This window comes from Streptomyces sp. NPDC042102 (genome assembly GCF_055582305.1).
On sequence record NZ_JBVJDL010000003.1, the window covers coordinates 327,435 to 339,356 of the forward strand.

8 protein-coding genes are annotated in these 11,922 nt (G+C 76.0%); 5 read left to right on the top strand and 3 right to left on the bottom strand.

Going from position 1 to position 11,922, the window contains the following annotated elements:
- Window positions 1-163: 163 nt before the first annotated feature.
- On the bottom strand, window positions 164-1,786 hold the full coding sequence (locus ACZ6KO_RS14795; protein ID WP_469304362.1) for a helix-turn-helix domain-containing protein: 1,623 nt from the start codon (window positions 1,784-1,786) through the stop codon (window positions 164-166).
- A gap of 119 nt (window positions 1,787-1,905) precedes the next feature.
- Between ACZ6KO_RS14795 and ACZ6KO_RS14800 the strand changes: the two genes are divergently transcribed.
- A complete protein-coding gene (locus ACZ6KO_RS14800; RefSeq protein ID WP_469304363.1) occupies window positions 1,906-4,755 on the top strand; it encodes a cell division protein PerM in 2,850 nt (949 codons plus the stop codon).
- An 842-nt stretch (window positions 4,756-5,597) separates the two neighbouring features.
- Here ACZ6KO_RS14800 and ACZ6KO_RS14805 read toward each other — a convergent pair.
- On the bottom strand, window positions 5,598-6,194 hold the full coding sequence (locus ACZ6KO_RS14805) for a hypothetical protein (RefSeq protein WP_469304364.1): 597 nt from the start codon (window positions 6,192-6,194) through the stop codon (window positions 5,598-5,600).
- A 262-nt stretch (window positions 6,195-6,456) separates the two neighbouring features.
- Here ACZ6KO_RS14805 and purN point away from each other — a divergent pair, with 262 nt between their 5' ends.
- Both purN and purH read left to right on the top strand, forming a co-directional pair.
- On the top strand, window positions 6,457-7,071 hold the full coding sequence (gene purN, locus ACZ6KO_RS14810; protein ID WP_469304365.1) for a phosphoribosylglycinamide formyltransferase: 615 nt from the start codon (window positions 6,457-6,459) through the stop codon (window positions 7,069-7,071).
- Entirely contained in the window at window positions 7,068-8,645 is a 1,578-nt protein-coding gene (gene purH / locus ACZ6KO_RS14815) for a bifunctional phosphoribosylaminoimidazolecarboxamide formyltransferase/IMP cyclohydrolase (RefSeq protein WP_469304366.1), read from the top strand. Before purN ends, purH begins: the two co-directional genes overlap by 4 nt.
- A 267-nt stretch (window positions 8,646-8,912) precedes the next feature.
- On the opposite strand, the gene ACZ6KO_RS14820 is transcribed toward purH, so the two are convergent.
- Window positions 8,913-9,530 carry a hypothetical protein gene (locus ACZ6KO_RS14820; protein ID WP_469304367.1) on the bottom strand — a complete coding sequence of 206 codons (618 nt, stop codon included), beginning with the start codon at window positions 9,528-9,530 and terminating at the stop codon, window positions 8,913-8,915.
- Window positions 9,531-9,772: 242 nt separating this feature from the next.
- On the opposite strand from ACZ6KO_RS14820, the gene ACZ6KO_RS14825 reads away from it, so the two are divergent.
- Together ACZ6KO_RS14825 and ACZ6KO_RS14830 are read left to right on the top strand one after the other, a co-directional pair.
- On the top strand, window positions 9,773-10,636 hold the full coding sequence (locus tag ACZ6KO_RS14825; RefSeq protein WP_469304368.1) for a bifunctional methylenetetrahydrofolate dehydrogenase/methenyltetrahydrofolate cyclohydrolase: 864 nt from the start codon (window positions 9,773-9,775) through the stop codon (window positions 10,634-10,636).
- 793 nt (window positions 10,637-11,429) lie between these two features.
- Entirely contained in the window at window positions 11,430-11,711 is a 282-nt protein-coding gene (locus ACZ6KO_RS14830) for a DUF3017 domain-containing protein (RefSeq protein ID WP_469304369.1), read from the top strand.
- The last annotated feature ends 211 nt before the right edge of the window (window positions 11,712-11,922 follow it).

Here is an 11,922-nt window from a genome sequence, read left to right on the forward strand (position 1 = left end):
ACTGTTTCCTCCCCCCCCCCCACCCCCCCCTCCCCCCCCCGCGCCCACCCCCCCGCCCCCCCCCCGCCCGCCCCCCCCCCCCCCCCCGGGGGGGGGGGCCCCCCCCCCGGGGGGCGGGGGGGGGGCCCACGCCCGTTTCCGCCTGGTACCGGAACCGGACGGCTCACTCGACCCGGGGCAGCAGCCGGGCCGGCCCGCTCTCCCGTTCCGTCCGCAGCTTCTCCTGGAGCAGCCTGCGCTCCTCGGTCAGCTGCTGCGGGCCCGCGTGCGGCGGTACGCCGGACACGCTCGCGCCGGGCGCGATGCGCGGCACGTACCGGGTGGGCGCCGTGAACAGGGTGTACGTGGTGGCGGCCGCGATGCACGCCGTCAGGGTGAGCGCGGCCCGGGTCCACAGCCGGCTGCGCCGCTCGCCGACCATCCGTACCACCACCGCCCGGCACGGCTCCAGCCGTACGGCGGGCCGCAGCGCGCACAGCTGTTCGTGCAGCACCGCCGACCGGCCCGCGGCCGGTACGGCGACCAGCTCGGGGACGCGGTGGGCGAGTTCGGCGTGCGCGCGCAGCAGCCGGGCGCCGGCGGCCGGGGTGCTGGCCTCGGTCTCGGCGGCCGTGTCGGGCAGGTCGAGCCCGACCCCGTCGTAGAGGAGCACGGTGCGGCGGTGCCGGGGCGGCAGCGCGAGCAGGGCGTCCATCAGGATCCGGTCGGCGGGGTCCGCCGGGGTCTTGTCGGGGTGCTTGCGGGGGCGGCGGAATACGTGCCAGGGGCTGAGCGCCCATTCGTACGCCGCCGCGCGCACCCATCCGACGGGGTCGGGATCGGTGGCGACCTCCGGCCACCGTTCCCAGGCCCGCCGGAAGGCCCGCTCGACGGACTGCCGGGCGAGCCTGCGGCGGCCGGTGAGCAGGTAGGTCTGGCGGACCAGGGCGGGGGCGGCGTAGGCGTAGAGGGCGTCGAAGGCCTGACCGGGCGTGAGGCGGACGACGGAGGCCCGGAATCCGCCCTCGGGAGGGACGGGATTGAGGCTGGGGCCCACCCGACGGGGACGCGCGGGCACCGCGTCGGGCGCGGGGTCGGGCGTGGGCTCGGATACGGCGTCGGGCGTGCCGGGGCGGGAGGGTCCGGAAGGGCTGGAGGGGCCGGTGGTGGCCTCCGGGTGGCCGTCCGCCCGGGGATCCGGCGCGGGGTTCGGGGCCGTGCCCGTGCCCGGGGCCGGGGCGGGGGCCGGATCCGGATCCGGATCTGGGAAGGGTTCGGGGCCGATCTCGTAGGCGTGGCGGCCGGCTGGGGAGAAGGCCGGGCCGGCGTCCACCGGGTGCCCGGCCGCGGGCCGGCCCGCCCCGCCGGCGGTGAAGGCGGCCCGCAGTCCATCGCCGCCGGCGCGCAGGGCGGTGGGGAGGTCGGCCGTGCCGTGGGTCAGGCCCGGCCAGACCCCGGCGGTGCCGCTGCCGCTGTCGCAACCCGAACTCGTACCCGAACTCGTGCCGGGACCCGTACCCGAAGTCGAACCCGCATCCGTACGGACACCCGTATCGGTACCGCTGTCCGCATCCGTACCCGTATTCGTGTCCGTGTCCGTGTCCGTGCCCAGGATCCTCGCGTAGGCCTGGCGCTTGCGGCCGCGCGGGCCCGTGCGGCCGGTCTCCCAGGAGCGGACCGTGGACGCGGACACGCCGAGCGCCGCCGCGACGTCGTCGAGGCTGAGGCCGACGGCTTCGCGCAGTCTGCGGCGCTCCTTGGGGGAGGGCAGGGGCAGTTCGGAGGGTGTGCCGGCGCTGGGTGTCATGCCGCTCTCCCCGTGACCCGGCAGCTCTGGGCGAAAAAGTACATAACCGTATATTGGGCGACACCACGGGTAATCGCCTGTTACGCGGCGTCAGCGCGTGTCGTTGGGACCATGGCGAGGTGACCCAAGTGACCGAACGCGGGACGTCGTTGCCGGCGCTCCCGCGGTCCGGCGGCCGCCGCCGTTCTCCGGCCGCCGCCGCGTGTGTGCTGAGCGGCGTCGTCGCCGCCGGGCTGGGACTCGGCTTCCTGGCCGTACTCGTCATGACCCTGTGGATCAGTTCGCCGTACCCCGACAGCGGGCCCGGCGGGGCGCTGCACCTCGCCGCCGGGCTGTGGCTGATGGCGCACGGCACTGAGCTGATCCGGTACGACACGCTGTCCGGCGCACCCGCGCCGGTGGGGGTGACGCCACTGCTCCTGCTGGCCCTGCCCGTGCTGCTGACGCGGCGTGCGGCGCGGCTGGCGATCGATGACGACGACGCGCTGCCGGCCGGGGCCGTGTTCTCGGCGGTGATGTGCGGCTACCTGGCGGTGGGGGCCGCCGCCACCGTGTACGCGGCCGGCGGGCCGATGCCGGCCGATCCGCTGAGCGCGGCCTGGCACGTGCCGCTGGTCACGGCTGCGGCCGCGGGCGGCGGGGTGTGGGCGGCGCGGGGGCGGCCGCGGGGGCCGCTGCCGGCGTGGGTGCCGGAGGGCGTACGCAGAGCCGTCGCGCGCCCCCGGTACGCGCTGGCGCTGGGGGCCGGGGGCGCGGGAGCGCTCGTCCTGGTGGGCGGGGGCGCGCTGTTGCTCGGGGCGTCGCTGGTCTGGCACGCGCAGGCGGCACAGGAATCGTTCATGCAGCTGACGGGGGTGTGGTCGGGGCGGTTCGCGGTGCTGCTGCTGGCGGTCGGGCTGATCCCGAACGCGGCGGTGTGGGGCGCGGCGTACGGGCTCGGGCCGGGGTTCGAGCTGGGCACCGGCGCGGTCGCGACCCCCCTGGGCTTCGAGGGTTCGCCCGCGCTGCCGCACTTCCCGCTGCTGGCGGCGCTGCCGCCGGCGGGGGCGGGGTCGATGCCGGCGTGGGCGGCGCTGGCGATGCCGGTGGTGGCCGGGCTGGTGGTGGGGTGGTTCGCGGTCCGGCGGGCGCGGGAGGTGTCGCTGGGCGAGACGGCGCTGACGGCGGCGCTGGGGGCGGTCGTGTGCGGACTGCTGCTCGCGGGGCTGGCGGGGGCGTCGGGCGGGGCGCTGGGCTCGGGGGAGCTGGCGCGGTTCGGGCCGGTGTGGTGGCAGGCGGGAGCGGCGGCGGTGGGCTGGACGCTGGTGCTGGCCGTACCGGTCGCGGTGGCGGTGCACCGGTGGCGGACGCGGCCGTCGTTCGCGCCCGAGCCGGCGGACGACGACTGGCACACGAACGCCGGGCGCGAGGCCCGCTGGGCGACCCTGCGGCGTACCTCGGGCACGCTGATCCCGGACCTCACCCCGCCGGCGGAGCCCGTACCCCCCGCCGGGGTGACCGGGCCGATGGCCCCGGAGGCCCCGCCGGGACCACGGTCCGGGGACCCCGCCACGGCCCCGGCCGCCGTCCCGCCCGAGCCCGGCCCGCGCCCCCGGGACCCTGCGCCGTCGCCGACCGCCGTCCCGCCCGAGCCCGGCACGCACCCCCGGGACCCTGCGGCTCCGCCGGCTGCGGGCGCGCCGGGGGCCGGGGCCGTGGTGGAGCCGGGTCTCGCCGGTCCGGGTGGGCCAGGGTCCGGGCCGTCGGGGTCGGGGGCCGTGGTGGAGCCGGGTCTCGCCGGTCCGGGTGGGCCGGGGTCCGGGCCGTCGCGGTCGGGGGCTCCGGCGCAGTCGGGGTCGTCGTTCGGGTCGGCTGCGCCTGGTCTGAGGCCTCGGAGTCCTGAGGTTGCGTCGGCTGACGGCTTGTCGGGGTCCAGGCCGTCGGGTCCGGGGGCCGTGGTGGAGCCGGGTTCCGCCGGAGTGGGCGGAGGGATGAGGCCGGGGCTGACCGGGCCCGGCGTGTCCGGCCCGCGGCGGCCCGGGGCGTCGGGGCCCGGGTCCCCGGAGCCTGTCGCTCCGTCAGCCCGCGAGGCGCCGGGGCCGCGGCCGTCGGACTCCGCGGTCGAGCGGGCCCTCGGCGGTCCGCGCCCGGCGGGTCCGGCATCGGCGCAGAGGCGTCCGTCCGGGACTGATAAGACCTCAGCCTCTCTGGCCTCGCGTCTCGGTGAGGCGCTGGCGTGGCTGCGGCCGTCGCGGGCCGCGAGGCCGGGGGCTGACCCGTCGGGGCCGTGTCCCCCGGCCCCTGTGGAGCCGCCGCGTCCACCTCGGGCCGTGGATCCGGTGGCGGCCGGCACGGCTGGCCGGCGGCCGTCGGAGCGGGATCCGGCGGCGCCGTCGCCGGGGCGGCCGGGTTCGCCCGCGTATGGGCGGTCGGGGGCGCGGGCGCCCGACGCCGATGGGTCGCGGCTCGGCGAGGCGCTGGCGTGGCTGCGGCCGTCGCGGCCCGGCGGCCCGGGGGGTGACCCGTCGGGGCCCTGTCCCTCGGCCCCTGTGGAGCCGCCGCGTCTGCCTCGGGCAGCGGATCCGGCGGCGCCGTCGCCGGGGCGGCCGGGTTCGCCCGAGTACGGGCGGTCGGGGGCGCAGGCGCCCGACGCCGATGGGTCGCGGCTCGGCGAGGCGCTGGCGTGGCTGCGGCCGTCGCGGCCCGGCGGGCCGGCGGAAGCGCCGCCCGAGCCGGGGCCCGGCCTCGGCGGTGCGCGGCTGTTGGGGCCGCGGCCCCCGGCAGCGGCACCCGAGCCCTCAGGGGTCCCGTCGCCGAAGGTGCCGGGCGGGCCCGTGCCGGATCCGCCCGGTGCGGGGCTGAACGGCGCCAGGGCATGGCAGCGGACGCCGAAGCCCCCGGCCGCGCCGGCAGCGGCCGGATCGGAGGAGAAGCTGTCGCCGCCGGTGACGGGGGCGCGGGTGCTGCCGCGTCGGCGGCGCCGGCCGTGACCGTGCCTGGTCCCCGCCCACCCGCCCCTCGTGGTCCGCGCTTCCGCGCGGGAGCGGTGCGAGGGGTGGCCGCATGGCGGGGCGGCCCGCCCCGCCATGCGGTCCCGGCCTGCGGCCCACGTTGTCACCTCCGGTGACGGAGCGTTGGGCCGTGGGGCCTGAAAGCCTGTGGGGCCTGGGCGCAGCGGAGCCGAGGGGCCGCTGTGCGGACCGGCTCGGCCAAGGCCGGGAGGGGACAAGGGGGCCGGGGCCGGACACCCCTCGTGGCAGGCTCCACGGGTCCCGGCGCAACGGCCGGGCCGACGCGCGCACCGACGTGCCCCGCTCCACCGGGAGGACCATGCGGACCGGGGGCGCGGCAGGCCAGCGGGCCATGTGGCGTGCGGGTGCGGGCGGAGCGGGGCCATCCGTGCCGTGGCGGGTCGCCGGACGGGACGGGGTTGGCCGGGGCCTGCGCGCGGCGTGCCCCTGACGTGCCGGGCGGGCCGCTTTCAGGCCGGGCCCGCATTCCCGGCGGCCGGGCTGGGCGCTCGGTCGGGGTGGTCACCGGCGGGCGGACGTGGTGTCAGGTGCCGTCGGCGCCGGGCCTGGTGGCCGTCAGGGTCTGTGGTCCTGTCGTCGGCCGGTGAGGCCTGCGGCGTCCTCCGCCGTGCATCGCACGGCGGAGGAGTTCCCGGGTTCGGCAACGCAGCGAGGCGCGGTCAGGCGTCGCGGGCCAGGCGGGACTTTTGACGACAGGGGGCAGGGGCGGGTGCCCTGGGCCCGGCACGCGGTGCCCCGGGTCGGGCGTGTGCCGGGCCGGGCGTGGGTCCGGGTGGGGGGCCGTCAGGTGGCGGGTGGGGTCAGCGCTTTACCTCGAGCCAGGTGCCCAGGACGTTGTTCGGGAGGAGGTCGTTGCACTGCAGGGCCGCCGTCTGGGTCAGCGCGTCGTCACGGCAGACGTAGAAGTCCTTGTAGACCAGCTGCACCGTGTACGAGCTCGCCGCCAGCAGGATCGCCAGGGAGGCCGTGACCAGGCCGCCGATGGCCGCCGTGCGCTGCGGGCGGGCCGCCTCGCCCAGGGCCGCGAGCCCGTCGGCCCGGGGCGGGGTCCCCGCGGGCGTCTCCTCCGAGGGGTCGCGCTTCGCGCGCAGCGCGCTGATCCCCCAGTACAGGGCCAGCGCACCCAGCAGCAGCCCCGCCGACGGGATCCCGAAGAGCCCGAAGAAGAAGCCCCACATGCCGGCCAGCAGCGCGTAGCGGGCCCGCCGCTGGAGCGGGTCCGTCGGGTCCCAGCGGGCCGGGCCGCCCCCGGAGGGACCTTGGCCCTGGTCGCCGCCGCCGCGGCGCTCGTGCTCGTTCGCGCCCTCGCGCGGCTGCCACGGCTGGTCGGGCCGCCCCTCGGGCGGCGCCGCGTAGGGGTTGTCGTCGGTGGAGGAGGGCTGACGGCGGTCCGGCATCGGGTGCGTTTCTTCCCCTGTGTCGTTGCTGTGACGGTGCGGTGAGGCGGGTGGTGAAGCGGGTGGTGAAGCGGGTGGTGAAGCGGGTGGTGAGGCGTGTGGTCCAGACGCTACAGCTCGGCCGTGCCCCCGTCCCTCGGGGGCCGTCCGGTGTGCCGGTATCGTTGCAGGCGGTCGGTGGCTTCGTATGGTTCCCCGTATATAGGGGACCCGGAGTTTCGTACGATCATGCAAGGACGAACCCGCCCAGAAAGGGCCTTTCATGGCTGCCTCCCGCCTGGTCGTGCTGGTTTCCGGTTCCGGCACCAACCTCCAGGCCCTGCTCGACGCCATCGCCGCCGATCCCGAGGGGTACGGCGCCCGCGTCGTGGCCGTGGGGGCGGACCGGTCCGGCATCGCCGGGCTGGAGCGGGCCGAGCGGGCCGGGATCCCCACCTTTGTCTGCCCGGTCAAGGCGTACGCCAGTCGCGAGGAGTGGGACGAGGCCCTGACCGCCGCCACCGCCGCCCACGATCCCGACCTGGTGGTCTCCGCCGGGTTCATGAAGATCGTGGGGAAGAGGTTCATCGACACGTTCGGGGGCCGCTTCATCAACACCCACCCCGCGCTGCTGCCGGCTTTCCCCGGCGCGCACGGCGTACGCGACGCGCTCGCGTACGGCGCGCGGGTCACCGGCTGCACCGTCCACTTCGTGGACGCCGGCGTGGACACCGGACCGATCATCGCCCAGGGTGTGGTCGAGGTCCGGGACGAGGACGACGAAGCCGCTCTCCATGAGCGCATCAAGGAAGTCGAGCGCAGGCTGCTCGTCGATGTCGTGGGGCGACTGGCCCGGCACGGCTACCGCATTGAGGGACGAAAGGTAACGATCCAGTGACCGCCGAAGGTACGACGAAGCGGCCGATCCGCCGGGCGCTCATCAGCGTCTACGACAAGACGGGCCTCGAGGAGCTCGCGCGCGGGCTGCACGACGCGGGCGTCACGCTCGTCTCGACCGGCTCCACCGCCTCGAAGATCGCCGCCGCCGGCGTCCCGGTCACCAAGGTCGAGGAGCTGACCGGCTTCCCCGAGTGCCTGGACGGCCGCGTCAAGACCCTGCACCCGCGCGTGCACGCCGGCATCCTCGCCGACCTGCGCCTGGAGAGCCACCGGGCGCAGCTGGCCGAGCTGGGCGTCGAGCCGTTCGACCTCGTCGTCGTCAACCTCTACCCGTTCCGCGAGACCGTCGCCTCCGGCGCGACGCCCGACGAGTGCGTCGAGCAGATCGACATCGGCGGGCCGTCCATGGTCCGTGCGGCGGCCAAGAACCACCCCTCCGTCGCGGTCGTGACGAGTCCCGCCCGCTACGCCGACGTGCTCGCCGCCGTCCAGGGCGGCGGTTTCGACCTGACGGCGCGCAAGCGCCTGGCCGCCGAGGCGTTCCAGCACACCGCCGCGTACGACGTCGCCGTCGCGTCCTGGTTCACGAACGCATACGCGCCCGAGGCCGAGGGGGAGGCGGCCGCCCTGCCCGAGTTCCTCGCCGGGGCCTGGGAGCGCAAGGCCTCCCTGCGCTACGGGGAGAACCCCCACCAGGGGGCCGCTCTCTACACCGACGGGCAGCCGGGCGGACTCGCCAACGCCGAGCAGCTGCACGGCAAGGAGATGTCCTTCAACAACTACGTGGACACCGAGGCCGCCCGCCGGGCCGCCTACGACCACGACGGGCCGTGCGTCGCCATCATCAAGCACGCCAACCCGTGCGGCATCGCCGTCGGCGCGGACATCGCCGAGGCGCACCGCAAGGCGCACGCCTGCGACCCGCTGTCGGCGTTCGGCGGTGTCATCGCCGTCAACCGCCCGGTGACGGTCGCGCTCGCCGAGCAGGTCGCCGAGATCTTCACCGAGGTCATCGCGGCCCCCGCGTACGAGGACGGCGCGCTGGAGGTCCTGGCCCGGAAGAAGAACATCCGCGTGCTGAAGGTGGACGGCGACCCGCACCAGCCCGGTGACCTCAAGCCGATCTCCGGCGGGGTGCTGCTCCAGGAGTCCGACGTCTTCCAGGCGGACGGCGACGACCCGGCCAACTGGACCCTGGCCACCGGTGACGCCCTCTCCGCGGCGGAGCTCGCCGACCTCGCCTTCGCGTGGAAGGCCTGCCGGGCGGTCAAGTCCAACGCCATCCTGCTCGCCAAGGACGGCGCCTCGGTCGGCGTCGGCATGGGCCAGGTCAACCGGGTCGACTCGGCGAAGCTCGCCGTCGAGCGGGCGGGCGCGGAGCGCGCGCAGGGCGCGTACGCCGCTTCCGACGCGTTCTTCCCGTTCCCGGACGGCCTGGAGATCCTGACGGCCGCGGGCATCAAGGCCGTGGTCCAGCCGGGTGGTTCGGTCCGCGACGAGCAGGTGGTCGAGGCCGCGCAGAAGGCGGGCGTGACGATGTACTTCACGGGGACGAGGCACTTCTTCCACTGACCCGCGCAACGCGAAGGCCGCGCCCCGCACCGGACGGTGCGGGGCGCGGCCTGTTGTCCGCTCCGGAAGGTTCCGCTCCGGAAGGTTCCGGTCCGGTCGGTCCGCTCCGGCTGCTTCGTCTGCCCCGGCTGGTGCGCGAGCGGTCGCGTCCGTGGGGCGCGGAGCGGGCCGTACTGATCCGCGGGGACCAGTACGGCCCGGTACGGACCGGTATGGGTCGGTCCTTACCTGTACGGACCTGTACGGACCCGTGCAGGTCCGTACGGATCAGTAGCGCGGGCGCTTGAACCAGGCGGTGGCGGCGCTGTTGACCATCGAGGCGAGGATGATGCCGCCGATGGCGAGGCCGACGATGGCGCCGACGATCGGGCCGCCACCGCCGCCCGTCGAGGAGTTGTTGACGGCGCCAAGGAAGTTGAACAGGCTCAGCGCGATGAACAGCGCGGCGTAGACGATCGTCGTGACGCGCACGCCGTTGCCGCCGTTGGAGAACTTCACGCCCAGGGTGATGGCCCACGCCGCGAAGGCGAACACGATGAACACCATGATGCCGCCGAGGCCGGCCAGCAGGTCCGCCTCGTCGCTCACGCTGGTGCCGGCGGCGGCGCCGCTGGCGGCCATCAGGATGATGCCCAAGATGACGCCGACGAGGATCTGCAGACCCGCGACGATGAAGAGGAGCACACGGGCGGTCTTGATCAGGCCGGGCATCTCCATCGGGGCGACGGGGTAGCCGGCGGGGGCCGGGTAGCCGGGCGCGCCCTGCTGGGGGTAGCCGTAACCGGCCTGCGGCGGGATGCCCTGCGGGGCCTGCTGCGGGTAGCCGTACTGGGGCTGGCCCTGCGGCTGCTGCCCGTACGGGTTGTTCGGGTCGCCGAAGCTCATGGTGGGGTGTTCCTCCGTCAACGTGCGGGGACGCGCGGCCCGCGCGGAGGAACATCTCGATCTGCGGTCCGCCCCCCGGCACTGCCCGCGGCACTCTTTTCGGTCATCGTGGTCGTCCTGGCCCGTCCTTGTCCAGTCAAGGGGTAGAAGGGCGGTCACTTGTTGTGCAAGTGCAACCAACCGCTGCCGTCGTCGCGTGGCTTGACTGGAACCGGGGGCACCCGATCCGGGAGGATGGGGTCATGACTGCCCAGATTCTCGATGGCAAGGCCACCGCCGCCGCGATCAAGTCCGATCTGACCGTCCGCGTGGCGGCGCTCAAGGCACGGGGTATCACCCCCGGCCTCGGCACCCTGCTGGTCGGTGACGATCCGGGCAGCCGCTGGTACGTGGGCGGCAAGCACAAGGACTGCGCCGAGGTCGGCATCGCCTCGATCCAGCGCGAACTGCCGGGGACGGCCACGCAGGAGGAGATCGAGGCGGTCGTACGGGAACTCAACGAGAACCCGGAGTGCACCGGCTACATCGTCCAACTTCCGCTCCCCAAGGGCATCGACACCAACCGGGTGCTGGAGCTGATGGATCCGGCCAAGGACGCGGACGGGCTGCACCCGATGTCGCTGGGCCGGCTGGTCCTGAACGAGCCCGGCCCGCTGCCGTGCACGCCGTACGGCATCGTCGAGCTGCTGCGCCACCACGGGGTGGAGATCAACGGCGCGCACGTCGTGGTGCTGGGCCGGGGTATCACGGTCGGCCGCTCGATCGGGCTGCTGCTGACCCGTAAGTCGGAGAACGCGACGGTGACGCTGTGCCACACCGGTACGCGTGACCTGCCGGGGCTGCTGCGGCGGGCGGACATCGTGGTCGCGGCGGCGGGCGTGCCGCACCTGGTCAAGGCCGACGACGTGAAGCCGGGGGCGGCGGTGCTGGACGTGGGCGTCAGCCGCGACGAGAACGGCAAGATCGTCGGCGATGTGCACCCGGGGGTCGCCGAGGTGGCGGGGTGGATCTCGCCGAACCCCGGTGGCGTGGGTCCGATGACGCGGGCACAGCTGCTGGTGAACGTCGTCGAGGCGGCGGAACGGACCGTGCCCGGTGCGAACTGACCGTGAAGCGCGTGGCTCCGCCGGCGCGGACCACCCGGACCGCCGCGCGTCCGCCGGTACGACGGCTGCCGCCGAACGGCTGACCGGTGTCGCTCAGGGCGGCCCGGACGCCCGCGGGGCCGGGGCCAGGGGCGGCGGCGCCGAGGCGGCCGACGGGGCGGGCGCGGGTGCGGCTGCGGCCGGTGCGGCCGGTGAGGCTGCGTCCGGTGGGTCGGGTGGGTCCGGTGCGCCCGAGGGTGCCCCCGGTGCCTCCGAGGGTGCCTCCGGGGCTCGGGGCGGCCGGAAGAAGGACGGCGGCGGCCCCACCGCGAGCAGCGCGGGCGGTCCGGGTGGCCGCGAGGCCGGGGCCGGGGATGACGTGGACGTGTCTGCGGCCGGTGCGGCCGGAGGCCGGGAAGGCGGCCCGGAGGCAGTCGGCGCCGGGCCCGAGGCGAGCGGCGCGGGCAGCGCGGAGGACCGCGACCCCTCCGTGGACGGTGGTGTGACCGGTTCCTCCGCGGACGATGGCGAAGGCGCGGCTGCGGACGGTGGCGAAGGGTCCTCCGCGGACGGTGGCGCGGCCGGGTCCTCCGCGGACGGTGGCGAAGAGGCGGCCGCAGACGGTGGCGAAGGGCCTGCCGCAGACGGTGGCGAAGGCCCGGCCGCGGACGGTGGCGTGGGTGTCGCCGGGGACGGGCGGCCGGTTCCCCGGGCGTCCCGGCGGTTTCCGTCCGTCACGCGGGACACCGCGCGGCCCGAGGGCGGAGGGCGGGCGGCGCCGTGGGACGCGCCCGCGCCCGCGCGTCAGTGGCCCATGCTCAGCGTGCTGGCCGCCACGGCCGCCGGACTGCTCACGACCGCGCTGGGTTTCGTACGCGTCGGTTGTCTGGTCATCGGGATCGCGCTGATCACCGCCGCCGTGATGCGGCGCGTCCTGCCGTCCGTCGGGATGCTCGCGGTGCGTTCGCGCTTCACCGACCTCGTCACCTATGGCGTGCTCGGCATCGCCATCACCCTGCTCGCCCTGGTCGCGGAGCCCGATCCGTGGCTGAAGCTCCCGTTCCTGGAGTCCACCCTGCGGTTCATCTTCCGCTGACCCGCCCAGCGCCGGGCGGCGGCACGCGGCAGGACCGGTACCGCCCGCCCCGCGCGGATCGGGGCCGTCCCGCGGGCGTCCCCGTACGGCGCACCGGTGGCGGGCGCGTACGGCACGCCGATCGAGGGGTTCCCGAACCGGCCGGGAACGTCGCCTCGCGCGACCCCCGCAGGGGCCACGGCCCAAGGTGACGGCCCTCGTTCGCCTTCGA

Bases quoted from the DNA above. Each gene is read 5' to 3' on its own strand.
- purN (WP_469304365.1), top strand. From the start codon at position 6,457: ATGGCTGCCTCCCGCCTGGTCGTGCTGGTTTCCGGTTCCGGCACCAAC.
- ACZ6KO_RS14825 (WP_469304368.1), top strand. From the start codon at position 9,773: ATGACTGCCCAGATTCTCGATGGCAAGGCCACCGCCGCCGCGATCAAG.
- ACZ6KO_RS14830 (WP_469304369.1), top strand. From the start codon at position 11,430: ATGCTCAGCGTGCTGGCCGCCACGGCCGCCGGACTGCTCACGACCGCG.
- ACZ6KO_RS14795 (WP_469304362.1), bottom strand. From the start codon at position 1,786: ATGACACCCAGCGCCGGCACACCCTCCGAACTGCCCCTGCCCTCCCCC.
- ACZ6KO_RS14820 (WP_469304367.1), bottom strand. From the start codon at position 9,530: ATGAGCTTCGGCGACCCGAACAACCCGTACGGGCAGCAGCCGCAGGGC.
- ACZ6KO_RS14805 (WP_469304364.1), bottom strand. From the start codon at position 6,194: ATGCCGGACCGCCGTCAGCCCTCCTCCACCGACGACAACCCCTACGCG.